This window comes from Bacillus sp. ISL-55, assembly GCF_018613155.1.
Classification (GTDB): domain Bacteria; phylum Bacillota; class Bacilli; order Bacillales; family Cytobacillaceae; genus Mesobacillus.
Genome location: NZ_JAGGQU010000045.1, coordinates 9,928 through 30,771 on the forward strand (window position 1 = coordinate 9,928; position 20,844 = coordinate 30,771).

A 20,844-nucleotide genomic window follows, 5' to 3' on the forward strand; every position below is an offset into this window, starting at 1 on the left:
CGGAGTCTCCAGTTTCTGCGTTTCTGGGCAGTTGGCTATACATTTCTATTTCGATCCGCCCATTGAAGTCAAAGAACGACTTCATTGGGCGGCTCTCCAGCGCTTGTCGGGGCTGAACGAGGCGCTTGCGCTTTTTGTTCTTATGCCTTACTTTGATCTGTATCGATATGGTCGCGCTCTGCTTCTTCAGCTGCTATTCTTAATTCCTGAAAAAATAATTGATCGTTGCATACCATGCTGTGCTGCTGTTCATTTTCCTCATTTGCATTTTTATGATTATTTTGCTTTTTCTCCATTTTTACATCCTCCTTACAACTGATTAATGATTGTTTATTACCTTTTTCCCTTTTCAACAAAATTCATGCTTCGGGTAACTTCGTTGTAAGTATTTGCTAACGATTTTAAATCATGCAAAACAAATTCATTAACTTTTGCTTACAGAGGGAAACTATTTCTACTTTACTAATGGAGGGTAACTATGGATGCACTGAAATCGGTTTACCACTTTGATAATGACCAGCAATTTCTTAAAATTGAGTTTCTAACTGCGTCAAACCAATCTCCCTGGCATGCTTATGTATTTGATGAAAATTGGAATGACATCATTACTACTGCTGCAGCCATTTCTCACACCATGGCGGATAGTATTGAATATGCTTATGAAAACTTAGGGATTCGCGGGAGGGTTGCTGTACTGGCAGACATCAGGCCCGGCGATTCACTGACAGATATGATTGATGTATCACTATTCCATCTGCAGGCATTGCTTTTCACTTCAGCAATCATCGTGAATGGTAAATATGATGAGTTAGAAAACTTTGGTTTTTCTAAAGAAAAATCGCATAGTGGTAATTCCCTGTATATTCTTTCCTCTGAAGAAATGGGCAATGATGCCTGCCGCTTTTTATAGAAGACGTAAACAAAGCCTTTACCTGATTCAGGAAGGGCTTTTTGTTCGTTATTGTGCAGGAGGAGCGTAATTAGGGAACAGCAAGTCTCTATTTCTTTTTTTCGAAAAACTCTACTGAAAAGGTTAACATCATTCCTGGTTTGGGTAGTGAGAAAGAGAGCAATTTCTATTCAGAAAGGAAGATGAGGTCTTGTCTGGCAAAATAAATGTAACAATCAACGGTGCCGAGGTGGCGGCAAAAGAAAATCAAACAATCCTTCAATACCTTTCCGATAGTTCGATTGAAGTGCCAAGTGTGTGCTACCACCCTAGCCTTGGACCAATCGAGACGTGTGATACTTGTATCGTAGAAGTGAATGGAGAAATGGTCAGGTCGTGTTCGACGATTATGAAAGATGGAGATACCATCGACACTGTTGCCCCAGATGTTAAGAAGGCACAAACAATGGCGATGGACAAGATCCTTTTTAACCATGAACTATACTGTACTGTCTGTGACTACAATAATGGGATGTGTGAGGTACATAACACAGTAAAAGAAATGAAAATAAATCACCAGAGCATCCCGTTTGATCAAAAACCTTATGAAAAAGATGAATCAAACCCTTTTTACCGTTATGATCCCGATCAATGTATTTTATGCGGGAGATGTGTTGAAGCCTGCCAGGATGTCCAGGTAACCGAGACGCTGAGAATCGACTGGGAACGTGATCGGCCTCGTGTTATTTGGGACAATGATGTACCCATCAATGAATCTTCATGTGTTTCTTGTGGTCATTGTTCAACGGTATGCCCGTGTAACGCGATGATGGAAAAAGGAATGGAAGGTGAAGCAGGCTTTTTAACAGGAATCGCCAAAGACACATTAAGGCCAATGATTGAGATCACCAAAAATGTCGAGACAGGTTACGGTTCCATCTTGGCGATTTCTGATATGGAAGCTGCGATGCGTGAATCAAGAATCAAGAAGACAAAGACTGTCTGCACATACTGCGGAGTGGGCTGCAGTTTTGATGTATGGACAAAGGGCCGTGAAATCCTGAAAGTAGAGCCACAGGTTGAAGCACCAGCAAACGGAATTTCTACATGCATAAAAGGTAAATTCGGATGGGATTTCGTTAACAGTGAAGAGCGATTGACAAAGCCGCTGATTCGTGAAGGTGACAGCTTTAGAGAAGCAGAATGGGATGAGGCATTGAATCTAATCTCCAGTAAATTCACAGAAATCAAAAATGAGCATGGACCTGATTCACTAGGCTTTATAACATCATCGAAATGTACGAATGAAGAATCTTATTTGATGCAGAAGCTGGCAAGATCGGTGATTGGAACGAATAACATCGATAATTGCTCAAGGTATTGCCAAACGCCCGCTACTGTAGGTTTGTTCAGGACTGTTGGCCATGGGGGAGATGCGGGATCCATTACAGATATCGCGATGGCTGATTTAGTCATTATCGTTGGTTCCAATACAGCAGAGGCTCATCCTGTCCTGGCAACAAGGGTGAAACGGGCCCAAAAGCTAAATGGGCAAAAGGTTATTGTTGCTGATCTGCGTGAACACGAAATGGCTGACCGAGCAGATTTGTTTATTCGTCCTAAGGCGGGCAGTGACCTGGTCTGGATTTCAGCTGTGACAAAATATATTATCGACCAGGGCTGGGCGGATGAAGAATTCCTGAACAATAAAGTCAATGGACTTTCAGAATACGTCGATAGTCTTGAAGGTTTCACTTTGGAATATGCAGAAAAAACTACAGGCCTTTCTAAAGCTACACTGATCGAGATTGCAGAGAGCATTCATAAAGCAAAAAGTGTTTGTGCATTATGGGCAATGGGAGTTACACAGCATATCGGCGGGAGCGACACTAGTACAGCGATTTCAAACCTATTGCTGATTACTGGAAATTACGGCCGTCCAGGAACGGGTGCATATCCGCTGCGTGGCCATAACAATGTCCAGGGCGCAGGCGATTTTGGCAGCAGCCCGGACTCACTGCCAGGATACCAAAAGGTAACCGATGATAAGGCACGCACGAAGTTTGAACAGGTATGGGGAACCAAGCTGCCTGCTGAACCGGGGATCAATAACCATGACATGGTTGAAGGGATGCATAACGGAACTCTAAAAGCCCTTTATGTCAAGGGTGAAGAGATGGGACTTGTGGATTCCAATATCAATCACGTCCAGGCTGGCTATGAAAAGCTCGACTTCTTTGTAGTACAGGATGTGTTCTTCTCAAGGACCGCACAATTTGCAGACGTTGTATTGCCAGCAAGCCCAAGCTTCGAAAAAGAGGGCACGTTCACAAATACTGAGCGCAGAATTCAGCGGTTGTACCAGGTATTCGATCCAGCCGGTGACTCGAAACCTGATTGGCAGATTCTGATTCAAGTCGCAAACCGCCTCGGAGCAGGCTGGGCTTACGAACACCCAGGTGAAATCATGGCAGAGGCAGCAAGCCTCATGCCAATCTACTCAGGAGTTACCTATGAACGCCTGGAAGGGTACAACAGCCTGCAATGGCCAGTACAGCCAGATGGAACGGACAGCCCTGTATTGTATTTGGATGGCTTCCCATTTCCTGATGGTAAAGCGCGCCTCTACCCGGTAAAATGGTCAATTCCGATTCAATATGGAGAGGAATATGATATCCATGTCAATAATGGACGTTTGCTTGAGCATTTCCATGAAGGGAATTTAACTTATAAGTCAGAAGGAATCACCTCTAAGACACCTGAAACATTCCTTGAGGTCTCACCAGAGCTTGCAGAAGAAAGGGGCTTGAAGGACGGAACACTCGTCAGGCTGACATCGCCGTATGGCAATGTCAAGGTAAGGTGTGTTGTTACCGACAGAGTGAAAGGAAAGGAAGTCTATTTGCCTATGAATGACCAGGGCGATGCTGCCATCAATCTCCTGACAAGCAGCTATGGTGATAAAAATACGGATACTCCAGCCTATAAAGAGACGAAGGCCAAAATGGAAATACTCCAACTTGAAGGAGTCAATCCATTACCAAGGAATAATTTCCGATACGGCAATCCACAGCCGCAAATAGGCGTCCAGGTCGAGAAAAAATGGGCACGTCCGGATTATAAATTTCCTGGAGATCATGTGAAAAAGGAGCGGACCCAGCATGGCTAAAGCAATCACTAACATCAAGCATATTCAACTGACAGAGGAACAAAAACGAAAAAGGGATCTGGATGAAATCGAGACTGCCTTGCTTGATAACAAGGATGCGATCTTACAGTCGATGGACATACTGAAGCATATGAACCAGCGCGGGGTGCTGACGCTTTTGGACGGTTTGTTCAGTGAAGGGGATAAGGTGCTGAATGTTCTTGTGAAGGCAGCGGACAAACCTGAAGCTACCAATACAATCAAGAACCTTTTGCTGATGGTTGGTGTTCTCGGTACAATCAATGTCCAACAGCTTGAACCTTTGCTGTTAAAATTGAATTCTGGTATTGCGAGAGTAGCAGAATATACTGATAGCGAGGATGGGGACAAGCTTGGATATTTTGATATAGTCCGTTCTTTGAAAGATCCGGAAATAAACCGCGCGTTATCTTTGCTCTTTGAATTCCTTAAAGGGATGGGTGAAGATACGGAGGGGCTTGAAAGAACCACTCAATTACCGGAAAATCAGGATATCCACCAGAGCCAGGATGGTACCCTGGAGGAAAAGTAGTCTACTAGGCATGCAGCAAGCATCAGCTTGCTGCATGCTTTTTAAGTTTGATTATTCGGCTTTTTGGATAAAAGTAAATTACTGTAAAGCAAAACTTCAATCAGAGAGGATGGCTGCTTTGAAACCAGTCGAAGTTAAAAGGGAGATCCTTCGTTTTGGAGAAGGCCAGGCCGAAAGATTGGAAGACAGCATCGTAACGGAATATACTGTCACCATTAAAGTGAATGGCCAGGAGTTTGTTACAATGATCTGCACTCCAGATTACATTGAAGAAATGGTAATTGGGTATCTGGCTTCAGAGGGAATCATCCGGAGGTATACAGATATAGAGGATATATGGATCCAGGAAAAAGAAGGATTTGTTCATGTGAAAACATCCAGGGTAAATCCTGTGTATAAGAATTTGCAAGGGAAGCGTCACCTGACCTCATGCTGTGGAGCAAGCAGATCGGGATTTGTGTTTGCCACAGACGCAATGACCGCAAAAAAACTGCATAAAGTGGAGACAGAAATTGAAGTAGAGGATTGTTTCAGGCTTATGGAGGAAATGCAGGATTCCGCTGAACTTTTTCAAAATACAGGGGGAGTCCATAATGCTTCTCTTTGCAATTTGTTCGGCCCGGTTGTGTCGAGGATGGATATCGGTCGCCATAATGCCCTGGATAAAATTTATGGTTATTGCTTGAAGAATGATATCCTGATTCATGATAAAATAATTGTTTTCAGTGGACGGATTTCTTCAGAAATTTTATTGAAGGTTGCCAAAATTGGCTGCCCGATTGTACTGTCCAAATCTGCTCCTACTGAGCTTGCCCTTAAGCTTGCGGACGAGTTGGGCATCACGACGATCGGCTTTATCAGACATCGTTCCCTGAATGTCTATACACACCCGGTACGTGTTGCAGAAGCAAAATTCAGAGTTCAGGAAAGCCAGGTTGAATAAACCTGGCTTATTTTAGAGAATGAAACTCTGTATCCCGAGATGCCTATGGATATATGAATGGGCCGTTGTATAAGGTGTGTAGAAGTATGGAAAAATGGAGGTGAGAACTGAAGGGGTGATAGAATGGGTGAAAAGGATTTGCAAGATATGTTCGATTGGGCAGGTCTATCAGAGATTTATGAACAACATGGCTATAAAATGTGGCTGAGCGGTCTTGAAGACAATATTGATACCGAACTATTGGATCACTTTTCGGACGCATATTCATTTGAAAGTGCCGAAACCATGTTTTATGACGAGTTTTTGTTCCACTTAAGAATTTTCAAGAATATAAGCAAGAATAATGAGCTGCCAGGCCGATTTTGGTGAGTGGAGATAGAGAAAGGCAACATTTGAGAGGAGTTGAGAATGTGAAGCCGATTACTGATCATTTACAGGAGAATCTGGACGTTATTTTTGTCGGTTTCAATCCCAGCATCCGGTCATCAGAAACGGGACATCATTACGCTAACCCAAACAATAGATTTTGGAAGATTCTTTTTGAAGCAGGTATCACGCCAAGAAAGTATGATTCTTCAGAGGATTATCAGCTGCTGGATTTAGGCTACGGGATGACGAACATAGTTGCGCGTCCGACTAAAGCAGCGGATGAGATTACAAAAGAAGAATACCAGCAAGGGAAACTTCAGTTAAGAAAAAAAATCGAGAAATTCAGTCCGAAAATCGCTTGTTTCGTTGGTAAAGGCGTTTACCAGCAATACAGCGGCAAAAAAGATATTCCATGGGGAAAACAAGATGAACCTGTCGTGGATGGTACCATTGATTTCGTTGCTCCATCCTCAAGCGGGCTAGTGAGGATGAAGATGGATGAAGTAGTGGGGATTTACAAAGAACTCCCGCTTTTGAAGGAAGAATTGAAAAGGACCTGAGGGAGGAAGAACGTTCATAATTCACTTTAAGGCTAAATGTACCCTTATGCCGTGCCCTCGCTTCCTGTAAGGGTACATATATGAGAGAAAAGCATCCTTATGTCTCGTTCTCGCCACTCATAAGGATGCTTTTCGCTCTTTTCTTACTCTGACAAGTGCATCGATAATCGGATCATATCTCTGCACTGGATGCCATGTTCGAAAATGGGTTCTTCATAATTCCTGATAAAAAAGTCATGATCTACTCCAGTGATTCTGAAGCCAACTTTTTGGTAAAGAGCCAGTTGGTTAATGCTCGAATTCCCTGTACCGATTTCAACCGTAGTATAACCTTTTTCTGCTGCAGTCCGAATTCCATGCTTGAGCAGGAGGTTGCCGATACCTTTGCCTTGGTGAGTTTCATCGACTGCCAGGTTCATAATTTCGATGATATGATTACTGACTGGAACCAGTACGATTACTCCGATTGTAACTTCGTTTTCTGATTCTACGACATAGCACAAACCTTTATCTAAATATTGTGAAACCAAATATTGAGAAGGATCAGCCAGGAGGAGCAGGTTCCAGGGTGGCTGTTCGCCGTCTTTTAACATTCTAATGTCCACTTGTTTTCCCTTTCAATATTAGTAGATAAAAAATTTTGATTAACAGATACCCAATTGCACCGCCTATTGTGTTGAGAATAATATCATCAATGTCAAAACTGCCAACCCTGGTCACAAACTGGAGGATCTCTACCGAGGTAGTCGCCAGAAAGACAGAACTGATCGTTCGCCAAAACCCCATGAACCTTTTAAACAACCAGGGAAGGAAAATTCCTAAAGGGAAAAAGGCAAGAACATTCCCGAATAAATTGGACATCCAGATACTTTGATTGATGTGCGAAGAAGCCTTAATGTAGTCTTTGATTGTTTTAAACGGGATGATGTTATATGGATTGGTGCCTGCAGAATTGATTTCATATGCAGCCTGCCTGTATGGGCTAAGGAACAGCAAAATTACGGCAATGATGATGTATAGGATGAATAATGCATAAGATATTGCCGCAATCCATTTCTTGTGTTTGAAATCTATGAGATTTAGCATAATTTCTCCTTAGGTTGATTGATATTAACACTATTAATCTACTAAAAGTATTGGTTTAAATACCGGGTATATGAAACTTTGATTTTAAAAAAAACAGCAGCCCAGTAATTAAAATAAAAACCTTACCCTAAGGCAAGGTTTGATTATTTGTATTATCATCCTGCCTAAGCAGGGCCCCTGCCGTCCGTACAGTGGTTAAGTGTCCCGCAACAAGCGAATGTCCGGCAGAGGCAGTTATATTTTAACACAACCAAGTTGGAAAAATACAATTTGAAGGTGGATACTTTTATTTTTTTTTGGAATAGTGGTATGATAACAATGATTTTACCACAAGGAGATGATTTACATGGCTAAAAAAGGATACATACAAATGCAAAATGGTGAGAAAATCGAAATCGAACTATACCCAAACGAGGCTCCTGGTACAGTTGCGAACTTTGAGAAGCTTGCAAACGAAGGCTTCTATAACGGTTTGACTTTCCACCGCGTTATTCCTGGTTTTGTTTCTCAGGGAGGATGCCCTCACGGAACAGGTACTGGTGGTCCAGGTTACACAATCAAGTGTGAAACAGAAGGAAACCCTCATAAGCACGTACCGGGTTCACTTTCGATGGCACACGCTGGAAAAGATACAGGCGGAAGCCAGTTCTTCATCGTACATGAATCACAGCCACACCTTAATGGCGTGCACACAGTATTCGGAAAAGTTACTTCTAACTTGGAAGCAGCTAAAGCAATGCGCAACGGGGACGTTATGGAAAAGGTCGTTATTACCGAAGAATAAGAACTTCTCAAGAAGAGCCTGAGGGCTCTTTTTTTTGTACTTTTTTACCCATTGAACCGAACATACGCTCTTGTTAGGATGTAGAAGAGGTTAACTGTATAAAAAAATTTAATTATAAAGTCTAACATTGAATAAATTTGACTATACTATCTAATTTATATAAAATTAGCTTAGTTAATCAAATTATAAATGTTGGGTGGAATGGCAATGGTGCCAGTTTCTGTATTCATAATGGATGTAACGAAGTCTTCTTCTGCAGATTACGGCGAGGAGCTGAGCAATTATATAGCGCAGCTTGAGAGATATATTAGAGATTGGTATGGAAATAGCGGTTCAGTTCAGGTTAAACACCGTTCTGGGGATGAAGTTATTCTTCTGTCCGAGGGATATTCATCTGCTTTTATTACAGCCTTTTATGTAAGTTTGCTTTGGAAATATGAAAAAACCCCGCCTTATTTTGGGCTCTCCTATGGCAGCCTGGATAAGAAAGTTGCGGAAATTGATATTGAAAAGTGGATCCATCCATTGGTGAAGCAGGCTAGAAAAGCCAATGACCATCTGAAAAAACAGAAGGACAGGGAATCATTCCATTTTCAAATTAATGATGTTGAGCCCAGTTCGCAGACATTAATAAATAGCATGCTCATGCTGCAGCATGTACTGAGAAAAGAGCAAACGGATGTGCAGCGGCTAGTGTGCTCGCTTTATCTCATCTACGGCAAGCAAAATGCTGTAGCTCAGCTTCTCGATCGCTCAGCTCCTACGGTCTACAGCCATTTTAAAAAGGGACATTGCGAGCAGATCTTTCGTAGTTTCCGTAATATCGTAAGTTTTTTGGATGCCTGTCAGGCGAAGGAGTTCCCGGAAATGGGAAATAACCACACGAAGACTCTTGAAGAAAGCATTAGAACAACTATTAAAAGCCAGGTGCAGGATATTTTCAGCTTCTAGATTCTGGTGAAAGGAGCAGGCATGCTTTTATTGAGTTTAATTATTGCACATTTACTAGCCGATTTTTACCTTCAGACTGATCAAATGGTGCAGGATAAGCCGAAAAATCTTAAAAAGCATATAGCTCATCATTTTCTTGTAAACACAGCTGTACTCACGGCAGGATGGCTCTTATTTTATCAGGAGAATGCCCCAGTAACGACTATCGTCTGGCCAGTTCTATTCATAACAGGTACCCACCTAATCATTGACCTGGTGAAGATTAAAATTGTGGATCAATTTACGGCACGCGAAAATTTAAATAAACTATGGTTTTTTATATTGGACCAGCTGCTGCATCTTTTCATGCTGTTGATGGCGTTGCAGTTGTTTTTTCAAAGATCGCTTGTCTCCAATGTTGATGGATTTATACAGCTTCTGTTCGAGGAAGGGCGGCATTTAGACGCTTATAGTACGATCCTTGTCATTGTGATTATTTTAATATTGGGAACAACGGTCAGCGGACATATAATACGCATCCTTCTTGGTTCTCTGCCTGGGCAGCTGTTAACCTTTGAAGGGAAATATACTTTTAAAAATGAGCTGAAGGAGCCGGCGTATCCGCAAAAAAGTAACGGTGAAAGAGGACTGTCCGAGCAATACAGCTATATGGTCTTCAACAAACACGATATGTCACGCGGGAAGCTGATTGGCTATATCGAGCGTCTTCTGGTTATTTTACTTACATACTACAGTTCGTATCCGGCAATCGCCTTTATTGTTACCGCGAAATCCATCGCCCGTTTTAAACAAATGGACGATCGTGACTGGGCGGAATACTTTCTCCTTGGTACCTTGACGTCTATGTTCATCGGTATCATGTTCGGTATTCTTTTAAGGGAAATATTAAATTAGTCTTGCTTAAAAATTAGAATTCCTAACAATTCGCACATTTAGTAGTTTTAACTCTCGTTTCCTTATTTTAAGAGGATAATAAGGATTTTTATATGCCATGCAAAAGTGTAGATAGCGGAGTGATTTGAATGAATATCATCTTATTCAATAATGATTTGCGCAGTTCCGATCATCAGCCTCTGACCGAAGCAGCCAGGGCGGGAGAGGTTTTACCGGTGTATGTAGTTGTGCCTTCACACTGGAAGGATACACCGCTTTCTGCTCGCCATTTTCAATTTGTTGTTGAAAGTCTCGAAGAGCTGTCGAAGGGAATTGCGGGAAAGGGAGGGAATCTCTTTCTTGCAATCGGTGAGATCGAGACAGTTCTGGACAAATTGCTGGATACCTATGAATATATAAATTTATTTACGCACAATGATAGCATGTTGATGGATAAAGTTAAAAAATGGACAGAACAAAATCAGCAGCTTCTTTTTTCCTATGGACTGGAACTTGAAAATATCTCAGGAAAGCATTTTAATACTCGTTTAAATTCTTATTTAAAAGAATCGGTAGCCCAAGTTCCAAATAAGATTGATGTACCGTCAAATACACCGGATTTTCTTTTCACTGATTTTAAAAAACTTCAGAATTACAGAGTAAAGGGAAATAAAATCCGCTTTGGCCAGCAAGGGGGAGAAATGAAGGCAATTGAAACGCTGGATTCTTTCCTCGAGGGGAGATTTGCAAACTACATCGAAAACCAGCAAAAGCCGCTCCCATCTTCGTTTTCATCCTCAAGACTTTCTGCTTATATAACTTGGGGGAACATATCGGTCAGGACTATTTATCAGAAAACAGGCGAAAAATTGGAAGCATGTGAGCTGGATGGAGATAAAATACAGCTTGAAGATTTTTTATCCAAGCTTGCTGCCAGGCTCAAAATTTGCAGTATGAAAATACAACAGCAGGAAGTGGGAGATGTAAACAAAATCAAAAGGGAATGGAATGAAGGTTGGTTCCAGCGCTGGCTTCAGGGCAGGACGGGAATCCCGATTATCGATGCAGCCATGAGGAGTCTGGATAAAACGGGATGGATGAACTTTTCATTGCGAGCGATGGTAACGTCTTTTATGGCTAATACTTTATTGTTGGATGAGCAACAGCTATCCGCTGCCCTGGCAGAGTTGTTTTTAGACTAAGAACCAGTTGTGCATGAATTCTATTTCCAGCAACATGCGGGAATGAAAGGGAAGATGAAGATCATCGACCCAGTTAAAGTCGGCAGGCAGCTTGATCCAGATGGCACGTTCATCCGCCGATATATCCCTGAGTTAAGCAAGCTTCCGGACGAATACATTCATGAACCGTGGGTTTCCCCTGCTTTTTATCAACTGGGCTATGAAGCACCAATGGTCGATGTGAAAAAGGCGTATAAAAATGCCAGGCTTCAAAACCAGGGCATACAGAAAAAGGGAAAGCCCGGCAGGAGAAAAGAAGAAGGGGAAACGGAGCAGCTATCCTTTGATATTTAAAGGTATTCCGCCACTTCTTTCCTCCCTTTGATATAGGTCAGAGAAACTCCTATAAGGGTTAGCACCCCACCTGCTACTGTCAGGGTCGCCGGTACTTCTCCCAACCATATCCAGGCGATCAGGAAAGAAGCAGCAGGTGTAAGGTACAAGGAACTTGCCGCTTCGGAGGCGCCGGATTTGGCTGTAATATAGGCTATAGCAAAGTAAGCAATCACCGTTGGGAATAGGCCAAGGTAAATCGCGCTCATCGTTGCTCCTAACGGGGCTTCAGCAATCTGAGATACAATTCCAGGAGAAAAGAAAGCCATGATAATGGTGGCGGCCCAAATCGTGTAGGCCGTGAAAGGGAGGGCACCATATTTATCTAAAAAATTCTTTTGAAAGACAAAGTAAAGTGATTCAGATAATGAAGCAATTAGGATAAGAATGATGCCAATACCAAGCTCAAAACCCCCGCCAGCACCAAAAGAAATCAAGAAAATTCCTGCCATACTGATGGTGGCCCCAGACCAATACCATTTCCCGGTCCGCTCCTGAAAGAACACGCTCCCTAATAATCCAATAAAAACGGGTGAAGTTGAAACAAGCAGGCTGGCAGCACCCGCGCTCACAGTTAGTTCACCAAAACTAAGCGCCGTTTGATAGACTGCGAAACCCAGAAATCCGAACAAGAATATCACAGGCCAATCTTTCAATTCCGGAAGCTTCATTTTTATTATTGCTGCGTAGCAAACAAGAGCCAATGATCCGATCAAGAGCCTTAAAAAGGACAAATGCTCAGGTGAATATCCTTCGAGGCCATGCCTAATACCTGCAAAAGCCGATCCCCATAATAAAATAACAAGCAAGTGTGAAGTCCCTATTCTAATGTTCATGTAAACCACCTCTGCTAGATACCATCCAATTTCCCCCTATAGTCTGTTTTATCTTTCAAATATACCTGGGTCTTGGTAAAATGTATCCAACCAATAAGAGTTTATTAAAACCAACCAATTTTGAATGGAGCATGGTCATGAAATCGCCTAAATACAAAGTAATAATCGATTATATTAAAGAGCAGATTACAAACGGGATTTGGCCTGTTGGCAGCAGGCTCCCAAGTCAGCGGGACCTTGCAAAGCAATTCGGTGTGAACAGAAGCACAATCGTAACAGCGCTGGATGAATTAGCCGCAGATGGGCTGGTTGAAGGTAAACTGGGAATGGGAACGGTAGTCATTAACAATACCTGGACACTTATGCGGTCCGCACCACCGATAAATTGGAATGAACAAGTGGGACTGGGCACCCATCAGGCAAGCCTGTCGACAGTACAGACAATCAATCTGGCGGAGTCCGATGAGAAGTTGATTCAGCTGAGTAAAGGAGAACTATCGAAGGATTTATTCCCATTGGAAGAAATGAGGTCAGTTTTAACTAAGGTTGGACAAGAACTGGAGCCGTTCGGCTATGAAGATCCAAAAGGAAATCCACTATTGCGGGAAGCAATTGCTAAATACCTTAATCAAAAAGGGATCATGGTCCAGGCTTCAGCTATTTTAGTCGTTTCTGGTGCTTTACAGGCTTTGCACCTTATTTCAATTGGGTTATTAGAAAGTGAGTCAACAGTTTTCCTCGAGAGCCCATCTTATTTATATTCTTTATCCACCTTCCAGTCTGCAGGCATGAAACTCCATGGCATCCCGATGGACAAGGAAGGCATCATCCCTGAGATGATAGAGGCAGCGCATCACAGTAAAAAATCAGTGTTATACTGCCATCCGAATTTCCATAATCCCACAGGAACTCTTATGGGAGAAAAACGAAGGCAGCAGCTGCTCAAACTCGCTGAGAGTGCTCAGCTTCCAATCATTGAGGATGATGTTTACGGTGATCTATGGCTAGACTCTCCTCCGCCTTCTCCCATTAAATCGCATGACAGGCACGGAAATGTTTTATATCTTGGCAGCCTGTCGAAAAGCCTGAATCCTGGACTGAGAATCGGATGGGTTGCCGGTCCGGAAGCGGTCATTGACCGGCTGGCTGACCTGAAAATGCAGACCGTCTACGGTTCCAGCTCTTTATCACAGCGTGTCGCCGCAGAATGGTTATCCAGCGGAATGTATGAGAAACATTTATTGAAGGTGAGGCAAGAATTAAAGGTACGAAGAAATGCCGCTTTGGGAGCACTGGAAAAACATTTGAGCCATTTTGCTGAATGGGACATGCCTGCTGGCGGATTTTTCATATGGGTAAAAATGAATCCGGAAATCTCGTTGCCCGATTTGTACAGGAAAGCTCTCGCGAATGGTGTGTTGATTAACCCCGGACGGATATATTCAACAAAAAAAATGCAGCACTTCAGGCTTTCGTTTGCGAATGCTCCGGTTGCAGAAATCCAAAAGGGAATCGCCATATTAGAATCGCTGATTGAAGACTGCTAGAATAGAAGAATATGAAAATACATCAAGGAGAATAAGGAATTATGAAATTAGTATCATGGAATGTGAATGGAATAAGGGCGTGTGCTCGTAAAGGTTTTTTAGATTTCTTTAAAGAAGCGGACGCAGACCTTTTTTGTATACAGGAAACGAAGCTGCAGGAAGGCCAGATCAGCCTTGAACTGGAAGGTTATCATCAATTCTGGAATTACGCAGAAAAGAAAGGCTATTCCGGAACAGCTATTTTTTCGAAACAACAGCCTCTATCAGTAAAGTATGGCATCGGCTCGGCAGAACACGATCATGAGGGGAGGGCAATCACTGTAGAGTTTGAAGGATTTTATCTCGTTAACGTCTATACTCCAAACTCCCAGCGTGATCTGGCGCGACTTGGCTATCGCCTATCCTGGGAAGACAAGCTCAGAGAGTACTTGCTTGAATTAGACAAGACTAAGCCTGTAATCCTTTGCGGTGATTTGAATGTCGCTCATAATGAGATCGATTTGAAAAATCCAAAACCAAACCGCGGCAATTCCGGATTCACCGATGAGGAACGGGGGAAGATGACAGAACTCCTCGACGGCGGTTTCGTTGATTCCTTCCGCCACCTGCATCCTGAGGCTAAGGATGTCTTCACCTGGTGGTCTTACATGAATAAAGTAAGAGAAAAGAACATTGGGTGGCGTATCGATTATTTCATTGTTTCAGAAAAATTGGCATCTGCAATCAAAGAAGCAGGAGCAGAATGCTTTGTCATGGGCAGTGATCACTGCCCTGTAACGCTAGAACTAGATTTATAAATCGACTCTATCCCCTCGAAAAATTGAGGGGATTTTTTTTACAGCTATGGTTCGGACAGCTTTTGGCTGAATTGCTTTGAAGTTGTCAGAAGTAGCTCCGGGTTCGGACAGCTTTACCTGGATTTGCTCCAAAGCTGTCCGAAGTAGCTCCAAGTTCAGACAGCTTTTGGCTGATTTCCTTCAAAGCTGTCCGAAGTAGCTCCGGGTTCGGACAACTTTACCTAGATTTGCTCCAAAGCTGTCCGTAGTAGTCCCAGGTTCAGACAGCTTTACCTAGATTTGCTCCAAAGCTGTCCGAAGTAGCCCCAGGTTCAGACAGCTTTACCTAGATTTGCTCCAAAGCTGTCCGAAGTAGCCCCAGGTTCAGACAGCTTTACCTGGATTTGCTCCAAAGCTGTCCGAAGTAGCCCTGGGTTCAGACAGCTTTACCTAGATTTGCTCCAGAGCTGTCCGAAGTAACTCCAAGTTCAGACAGCTTTTGGCTGATTTCCTTCAAAGCTGTCCGAAGTAGCTCCGGGTTCGGACAACTTTACATAGAATTCCTTCAAAGCTGTCCGAAGTAGCCCCAGGTTCAGACAGCTTTCCCTAGATTTGCTCCAAAGCTGTCCGAAGTAGCCCCAGGTTCAGACAGCTTTATCTGGATTTGCTCCAAAGCTGTCCGAAGTAGCTCCAGGTTCTGACAGCTTAACCTGGATTTGCTCCAAAGCTGTCCGAAGTAGCCCCAGGTTCAGACAGCTTTATCTGGATTTGCTCCAAAGCTGTCCGAAGTAGCCCCAGGTTCGGACAGCTTTACATAGAATTCCTTCAAAGCTGTCCGAAGTAGCCCCAGGTTCAGACAGCTTTTCTCCGATTTCCTTCAAAGCTGTCCGAAGTAGCCCCAGGTTCAGACCGCTTTACCTGGATTTGCTCCAAAGCTGTCTGAAGTATCACCCGGCTCGAACAAATTTTTCCGCCACTTCCCCAAATAGCAGTCCAAAAACGGTCTGTTAATTCAAATAACCTTTAATTTTAAGGAACAGTATGACATATTTAACGAAAAATAACCCTGTTCAACACCATGAAATCCAGCTGTTTTAATATATTCAAAGAATTATCAAAACCTTTTCTTTTGATTTTTAACTAAATGTTATATACTATAAATTAATAAGGATAACACATTAAAAAAATCCTTGATAATGTTACATATTAATTATTGGGGGTACGTTGGTGGTGAGTTCTATTAAACTAACAAAACGGCAGGAAGAAATCGTTCAAATTGTCAAGGAGGATGGCCCGATAACTGGTGAACAGATTGCTGAAAAGCTGAAGCTGACACGGGCAACTCTCCGTCCGGACTTAGCGATCCTGACGATGGCGGGCAGCCTCGAAGCAAGGCCAAGAGTCGGCTATTTTTTCAATAAGGATAAGGAGAGACTGTTTGAACCGACAGAATTTCTTAATCTTAAAGTTAATGACTATAAAGGCCATCCGATTGTCGTTCAAAAATCATCTTCTGTTTATGATGCGATTGTCCAGATGTTCCTGGAAGACGTAGGGACGCTGTATGCTGTTGATTCTGAAAGTTGCCTGGCTGGAGTCATTTCAAGGAAAGACCTGTTAAGGGCTGCAATCGGAAACAAGAATCTGGAGGATCTGCCTGTAAGCGTCATCATGACGAGGATGCCAAATATTATAACCGTGAACCCTGAAGAAACACTGGTCCAGGCTGCAAAAAAGCTTGTAACAAACAGAATAGATTCTCTCCCTGTCGTCCGAGAACTCAAGCAAAAACCCGATTCATATGAAGTCATCGGACGAATAACGAAAACAACCATTACGAAGGTATATCTAGAAATCGCAGAGCAAAAATCTGTCTAGGAAGTGAGCATATTTGGATATGAAGGAAGTTGTGTATGTGGTATCCGATTCAGTCGGGGAAACGGCGGAATTTGTAGTAAAGGCTGTGGCAACCCAATTTAACGGCGGCCAGGTTGAAATCAGAAGAAATTCTTATGTTGAGGACGAGGAAGATATTGAAGATGTTATCTTGGTTGCGAAGCAAGGACGTTCAATTATTGCATATACAATCGTCGTTCCAGCACTTAAGGCTTATCTTGATAAAAGGGCTCAAGAGGAAGGGATATATGCGGTTGATTTGCTGAATCCGCTGATGAATGCCTTTGAAAAGAAGTTTAATAAGGAGCCAAACCACCGACCGGGAATGATGCGAAAACTGGATGATGAATACTTTCGAAAGATTGAAGCGATTGAATTTGCCGTCAAATATGACGATGGCAGAGACCCGCGCGGCATTTTAAGAGCGGATATCGTACTGGTGGGTGTTTCACGGACTTCAAAAACACCATTATCGATGTACCTTGCACACAAGCGTTACAAGGTTGCCAATGTACCAATCGTTCCTGAGGTAAAACCGCCAGATGAATTATTCCAGATACCGAGGAGCAAATGTGTCGGTCTGATTATTTCGCCAGATAAACTTAACGAAATCAGGACTGAAAGGCTAAAAGCGCTAGGACTTGGTGCCAGGGCAAATTATGCAAGCTATGAACGAATCCTGGAAGAGCTGGATTATGCAGAGAAGATCATGAAACGTGTTGGCTGCCCTGTTATCAATGTTTCCAATAAGGCGATCGAAGAAACGGCAGGTTTGATACTGGATATTTTAAAAAGTGAGAGGAGTTTTGGCTGATGTCTAAATTTGTTTATCTTTTTAATGAAGGAAATAGCGGAATGAAAGAAATTCTGGGAGGTAAAGGCGCGAACCTCGCGGAAATGACACGTATCGGCTTGCCGGTACCTTTTGGTTTCACGATTTCCACTGAAGCATGTAATGCCTATTATGACGCTGACAAGACTATTCCAGCTGAAGTACAGGCGCAGGTACTCGAAGCGCTGGGAGAACTTGAAGAGAAAACAGGCAAGAAGCTCGGTAACCCTGAGAACCCGCTGTTAGTCTCTGTACGATCTGGTGCAGTGTTCTCGATGCCTGGAATGATGGATACCATTCTGAATCTTGGAATGAACGACGAAACAGTTGAAGGTATGGCAAAGCTTACGAATAATCCGAGATTTGCTTACGATTCATACCGCCGATTTATCCAGATGTTCAGTGATGTCGTCCTGGATGTCGATGTGTTCTTCTTCGAACGCTTGCTTGAAGAAACTAGAGAAGCAAAAGGTTATTCAGCTGATCCTGAAATGTCAGCAGAAGACTGGAAGGAAGTCATCGAAGGTTATAAGAATATCGTGACAAAACATACTAGAAAGCCATTCCCACAGGATCCAAAGGAACAGTTATTCCTTTCCATCAACGCTGTATTTGATTCCTGGAATAACCAGCGTGCGATTGTTTACCGCCGTCTGAATAAAATCCCTTCACACCTGGGAACAGCAGTAAATATCCAGAGTATGGTTTTCGGCAATATGGGTGATGATTCCGGAACTGGTGTTGCATTTACCCGTGACCCTTCCACTGGGGAGAGTCTACTGTACGGTGAGTACTTAATCAATGCACAGGGTGAAGATGTCGTGGCAGGCATCAGGACTCCTCAGCCTATCCAAACCTTGAAAGATGAAATGCCTGCTGTTTACCAGCAATTCGTTGAAACTTGCAATCGCCTTGAGCAGCATTATGAGGATATGCAGGATATTGAATTCACAGTAGAACGCGGGGAGCTATTCATCCTTCAGACTCGTACTGGGAAACGTACTGCACAAGCAGCCATCCGCATTGCCACAGAACTTGTTAAGGAAGGAATCATTGATAAGAAGGCGGCTCTGCTTCGCGTGGATCCAGAACAATTGGATCAGCTTCTGCACCGCCGAATTGATGAAGATTTTGAACGCAATCAACTGGCAAAAGGGTTGCCTGCCTCACCAGGTGCCGCTACCGGGAAAGTAGTATTTGATGCCGATGAGGCAGAACTGCTTGCGAATGATGGTCAAAAGGTCATTCTTGTCCGGCCAGAAACAACTCCAGATGATATCCATGGAATCATTGCCGCACAGGCTGTCGTTACGAGCCGGGGCGGAATGACAAGTCATGCTGCTGTAGTTGCGCGGGGTATGGGTAAAGCATGTATATGTGGCTGCGAAGCAATAAAAATTGATCTCCATGAAAAACAGTTCCGTGTTGGCGATGTGGTAGTAAAACATAGTGATGTCATTACAATTGACGGTGGCACCGGTGAAATCATGCTTGGCGAAATCCCTATGATCGAACCGGAGCTTTCAGAAGAGTTCCAGCTGCTTCTTTCCTGGGCTGATGAAGAACGCAAAATCGGAGTCCGTGCAAACGCAGACAACCCTGAGGATTCTGCCAAGGCCCTTGAATTCGGAGCAGGCGGCATAGGTCTTTGCCGAACTGAACACATGTTCATGGACGCAGCAAGGGTGCCAATCGTCCAGAAAATGATTCTTGCTGAAACATACGATGAGCGAAACGCAGCACTTGATGAACTTTTACCGATGCAGCAGGGGGATTTTGAAGGGATTCTTGAAGTGATGCAGGGGCTGCCTGTAACAATTCGTTTGCTGGATCCACCTTTACATGAGTTCTTGCCTGATAAAGAAGAACTTATTGTCGAGATCACCAAATTGCAAATCCTTGACCCAGAATCGAAAGAGCTTAAGGAAAAGGAAGCGTTGCTTAAGAAGGTACGCCAATTGGACGAATTCAATCCGATGCTTGGTCACCGTGGCTGCCGACTTGGCATGATTCATCCGGAAATCTATGAAATGCAGGCAAGAGCGATTTTCTATGCTGTAGCGAACTTGGCTGATAAGGGAATCGATGCACAGCCTGAAATCATGATTCCGTTAGTCGGCCATGTCAATGAGTTAAAGGAAATGCGTGAACTGGTAAACGTGGCTGCGCAGAGTATTAAAGAAGAAACAGGCAAGGATTTTGAATATACAGTGGGTACAATGATTGAGATACCGCGTGCTGCATTGACTGCAGACCAAATCGCCGAGGAAGCTGACTTCTTCTCATTTGGTACGAATGACTTGACACAGACTACTTTCGGATACAGCCGAGACGATGCTGAAGGAAAGTTCCTTCAGGCGTATATCGAACAAAAGGTCCTTCCTGAAAATCCGTTTGCAGTCCTTGATCGCGAGGGTGTGGGCAAGTTGGTCGAGACAGGAGTAGAACTTGGCCGCAAGACAAAGCCTGGACTGAAGACCGGTATATGTGGTGAGCACGGCGGTGAAAAGAGTTCGATCGAATTCTGCTACAATGCAGGACTTGACTACGTAAGTTGTTCTCCATACCGTGTTCCGCTTGCCAGACTGGCTGCTGCACAGGCGACAATCCGTCATGAGAGAAACAATGAAAAAGAGGCTGTTATTGCTAAATAACCTATGATTGGAGCGTGTACAGAAACACGCTCCTTTGTTTTTATTTCCTTATTAATAGGTAACTGATGGAAAAAAGGGTATACTATCTATATACGCAATTCCTCGGGTCTTCTGGTGTTTCCACTTACCATGAGAAGGCGTGAGACCAAACCAGAGAGGATGAGGGAAATGTTAGTAAAACTTTATCAGGCAAAAGCGGGCGATGGCAGCAAAAAAAAGGGGTTAAGGAGAACGGAATCCTATTTTGTGACGCCGGAGGATGCAGTATCTGAAGCATTTGCTTTAAAAGAAAAAATGGATTCAAGATATAAAAATGAAATAGAATGGGATTATCAAGGTGCTTTCACAGGTACCTCTGAAAAAATGAAAATCCTAAAGGGATATCTGAAGGGAAATCGGAAAACCACTCCGTTTTATCTGGAAATCCTAAGTGTCGATAACGTCGATAAAATTAAGCCGGTATCACCGATTAAACCTAAAAGTGTAACAAAGGACGACAAAAAGGTTCTAACTAAAGTCATGAAGAAGTTAAAGGTGAAGAACGCATAATAAAGC

At 43.2% G+C, this 20,844-nt stretch carries 19 protein-coding genes and 1 pseudogene; 16 read left to right on the top strand and 4 right to left on the bottom strand.

The features are described 5' to 3' along the window. Nucleotides 1-140: 140 nt before the first annotated feature. A complete protein-coding gene (locus J7E32_RS19740; RefSeq protein ID WP_214910975.1) occupies nucleotides 141-296 on the bottom strand; it encodes a hypothetical protein in 156 nt (51 codons plus the stop codon). A 182-nt stretch (nucleotides 297-478) separates the two neighbouring features. Here J7E32_RS19740 and J7E32_RS19745 point away from each other — a divergent pair, with 182 nt between their 5' ends. The 6 genes from J7E32_RS19745 (at nucleotide 479) to mug (ending at nucleotide 6,480) form a co-directional block, all read left to right on the top strand. Beyond that, complete coding sequence (locus J7E32_RS19745; protein ID WP_214910976.1) at nucleotides 479-910, top strand: hypothetical protein; 432 nt, start codon at nucleotides 479-481, stop codon at nucleotides 908-910. A 190-nt stretch (nucleotides 911-1,100) separates the two neighbouring features. Next, a complete protein-coding gene (gene fdhF / locus J7E32_RS19750; protein WP_214910978.1) occupies nucleotides 1,101-4,058 on the top strand; it encodes a formate dehydrogenase subunit alpha in 2,958 nt (985 codons plus the stop codon). Further along, on the top strand, nucleotides 4,051-4,608 hold the full coding sequence (locus tag J7E32_RS19755; RefSeq protein WP_214910980.1) for a helical membrane plugin domain-containing protein: 558 nt from the start codon (nucleotides 4,051-4,053) through the stop codon (nucleotides 4,606-4,608). Before fdhF ends, J7E32_RS19755 begins: the two co-directional genes overlap by 8 nt. A gap of 118 nt (nucleotides 4,609-4,726) precedes the next feature. Then, nucleotides 4,727-5,551 (top strand): formate dehydrogenase accessory sulfurtransferase FdhD, encoded by an 825-nt coding sequence (fdhD, locus tag J7E32_RS19760; RefSeq protein WP_214911022.1) that lies wholly within the window; start codon nucleotides 4,727-4,729, stop codon nucleotides 5,549-5,551. A gap of 123 nt (nucleotides 5,552-5,674) precedes the next feature. Continuing rightward, on the top strand, nucleotides 5,675-5,920 hold the full coding sequence (locus tag J7E32_RS19765) for a hypothetical protein (protein ID WP_214910982.1): 246 nt from the start codon (nucleotides 5,675-5,677) through the stop codon (nucleotides 5,918-5,920). A gap of 41 nt (nucleotides 5,921-5,961) precedes the next feature. Beyond that, nucleotides 5,962-6,480: a G/U mismatch-specific DNA glycosylase gene (gene mug / locus J7E32_RS19770; RefSeq protein ID WP_214910984.1), complete on the top strand. Its 519-nt coding sequence runs from the start codon at nucleotides 5,962-5,964 to the stop codon at nucleotides 6,478-6,480. Between the two features lie 143 nt (nucleotides 6,481-6,623). On the opposite strand, the gene J7E32_RS19775 is transcribed toward mug, so the two are convergent. Further along, the gene (locus J7E32_RS19775) at nucleotides 6,624-7,085 is read right to left on the bottom strand and encodes a GNAT family N-acetyltransferase (RefSeq protein WP_214910986.1); all 462 of its coding nucleotides are present in this window, start codon (nucleotides 7,083-7,085) and stop codon (nucleotides 6,624-6,626) included. Then, nucleotides 7,075-7,566 carry a VanZ family protein gene (locus tag J7E32_RS19780; RefSeq protein ID WP_214910988.1) on the bottom strand — a complete coding sequence of 164 codons (492 nt, stop codon included), beginning with the start codon at nucleotides 7,564-7,566 and terminating at the stop codon, nucleotides 7,075-7,077. The genes J7E32_RS19775 and J7E32_RS19780 overlap by 11 nt, the downstream gene beginning before the upstream one ends. Nucleotides 7,567-7,912: 346 nt before the next feature. On the opposite strand from J7E32_RS19780, the gene J7E32_RS19785 reads away from it, so the two are divergent. The 4 genes and pseudogenes from J7E32_RS19785 to J7E32_RS19800 all read left to right on the top strand — a co-directional run bounded on the left by J7E32_RS19785 (nucleotide 7,913) and on the right by J7E32_RS19800 (nucleotide 11,709). Further along, the gene (locus tag J7E32_RS19785; RefSeq protein WP_214910990.1) at nucleotides 7,913-8,350 is read left to right on the top strand and encodes a peptidylprolyl isomerase; all 438 of its coding nucleotides are present in this window, start codon (nucleotides 7,913-7,915) and stop codon (nucleotides 8,348-8,350) included. Nucleotides 8,351-8,557: 207 nt separating this feature from the next. Continuing rightward, nucleotides 8,558-9,301 carry a hypothetical protein gene (locus J7E32_RS19790; RefSeq protein ID WP_214910992.1) on the top strand — a complete coding sequence of 248 codons (744 nt, stop codon included), beginning with the start codon at nucleotides 8,558-8,560 and terminating at the stop codon, nucleotides 9,299-9,301. 30 nt (nucleotides 9,302-9,331) lie between these two features. Beyond that, nucleotides 9,332-10,195, top strand: coding sequence for a DUF3307 domain-containing protein (locus J7E32_RS19795; protein ID WP_214910994.1), 864 nt, complete (start codon nucleotides 9,332-9,334; stop codon nucleotides 10,193-10,195). A gap of 128 nt (nucleotides 10,196-10,323) precedes the next feature. Then, nucleotides 10,324-11,709 (top strand): annotated as a pseudogene (locus J7E32_RS19800) (FAD-binding domain-containing protein). On the opposite strand, the gene J7E32_RS19810 reads toward J7E32_RS19800, so the two are convergent. Then, on the bottom strand, nucleotides 11,706-12,584 hold the full coding sequence (locus J7E32_RS19810) for a DMT family transporter (protein ID WP_214911000.1): 879 nt from the start codon (nucleotides 12,582-12,584) through the stop codon (nucleotides 11,706-11,708). The pseudogene J7E32_RS19800 and the gene J7E32_RS19810 sit on opposite strands and share 4 nt — an antisense overlap. 137 nt (nucleotides 12,585-12,721) lie before the next feature. Here J7E32_RS19810 and pdxR point away from each other — a divergent pair, with 137 nt between their 5' ends. The 6 genes from pdxR to J7E32_RS19840 all read left to right on the top strand — a co-directional run bounded on the left by pdxR (nucleotide 12,722) and on the right by J7E32_RS19840 (nucleotide 20,838). Next, nucleotides 12,722-14,131: a MocR-like pyridoxine biosynthesis transcription factor PdxR gene (gene pdxR, locus J7E32_RS19815; RefSeq protein ID WP_214911002.1), complete on the top strand. Its 1,410-nt coding sequence runs from the start codon at nucleotides 12,722-12,724 to the stop codon at nucleotides 14,129-14,131. A gap of 41 nt (nucleotides 14,132-14,172) precedes the next feature. Then, nucleotides 14,173-14,928 (top strand): exodeoxyribonuclease III, encoded by a 756-nt coding sequence (locus tag J7E32_RS19820; protein ID WP_214911004.1) that lies wholly within the window; start codon nucleotides 14,173-14,175, stop codon nucleotides 14,926-14,928. A 1,209-nt stretch (nucleotides 14,929-16,137) separates the two neighbouring features. After that, nucleotides 16,138-16,785, top strand: a complete 648-nt coding sequence (gene ccpN / locus J7E32_RS19825; RefSeq protein ID WP_214911023.1) for a transcriptional regulator CcpN — start codon at nucleotides 16,138-16,140, stop codon at nucleotides 16,783-16,785. A gap of 13 nt (nucleotides 16,786-16,798) precedes the next feature. Then, entirely contained in the window at nucleotides 16,799-17,617 is an 819-nt protein-coding gene (locus J7E32_RS19830) for a pyruvate, water dikinase regulatory protein (protein WP_214911006.1), read from the top strand. Beyond that, nucleotides 17,617-20,289, top strand: a complete 2,673-nt coding sequence (gene ppdK / locus J7E32_RS19835) for a pyruvate, phosphate dikinase (protein WP_214911008.1) — start codon at nucleotides 17,617-17,619, stop codon at nucleotides 20,287-20,289. The genes J7E32_RS19830 and ppdK overlap by 1 nt, the downstream gene beginning before the upstream one ends. Nucleotides 20,290-20,457: 168 nt before the next feature. Further along, nucleotides 20,458-20,838 carry a hypothetical protein gene (locus J7E32_RS19840; RefSeq protein ID WP_214911010.1) on the top strand — a complete coding sequence of 127 codons (381 nt, stop codon included), beginning with the start codon at nucleotides 20,458-20,460 and terminating at the stop codon, nucleotides 20,836-20,838. Nucleotides 20,839-20,844 lie beyond the last annotated feature (6 nt).

What these genes read in the sequence shown, in the direction of transcription:
- J7E32_RS19790 (WP_214910992.1), top strand. Translation starts at nt 8,558, where the DNA reads ATGGTGCCAGTTTCTGTATTCATAATGGATGTAACGAAGTCTTCTTCT.
- J7E32_RS19745 (WP_214910976.1), top strand. Translation starts at nt 479, where the DNA reads ATGGATGCACTGAAATCGGTTTACCACTTTGATAATGACCAGCAATTT.
- J7E32_RS19780 (WP_214910988.1), bottom strand. Translation starts at nt 7,566, where the DNA reads ATGCTAAATCTCATAGATTTCAAACACAAGAAATGGATTGCGGCAATA.
- J7E32_RS19810 (WP_214911000.1), bottom strand. Translation starts at nt 12,584, where the DNA reads ATGAACATTAGAATAGGGACTTCACACTTGCTTGTTATTTTATTATGG.
- J7E32_RS19740 (WP_214910975.1), bottom strand. Translation starts at nt 296, where the DNA reads ATGGAGAAAAAGCAAAATAATCATAAAAATGCAAATGAGGAAAATGAA.
- J7E32_RS19840 (WP_214911010.1), top strand. Translation starts at nt 20,458, where the DNA reads ATGTTAGTAAAACTTTATCAGGCAAAAGCGGGCGATGGCAGCAAAAAA.
- J7E32_RS19820 (WP_214911004.1), top strand. Translation starts at nt 14,173, where the DNA reads ATGAAATTAGTATCATGGAATGTGAATGGAATAAGGGCGTGTGCTCGT.
- pdxR (WP_214911002.1), top strand. Translation starts at nt 12,722, where the DNA reads ATGAAATCGCCTAAATACAAAGTAATAATCGATTATATTAAAGAGCAG.
- J7E32_RS19755 (WP_214910980.1), top strand. Translation starts at nt 4,051, where the DNA reads ATGGCTAAAGCAATCACTAACATCAAGCATATTCAACTGACAGAGGAA.
- J7E32_RS19785 (WP_214910990.1), top strand. Translation starts at nt 7,913, where the DNA reads ATGGCTAAAAAAGGATACATACAAATGCAAAATGGTGAGAAAATCGAA.
- ppdK (WP_214911008.1), top strand. Translation starts at nt 17,617, where the DNA reads ATGTCTAAATTTGTTTATCTTTTTAATGAAGGAAATAGCGGAATGAAA.
- J7E32_RS19765 (WP_214910982.1), top strand. Translation starts at nt 5,675, where the DNA reads ATGGGTGAAAAGGATTTGCAAGATATGTTCGATTGGGCAGGTCTATCA.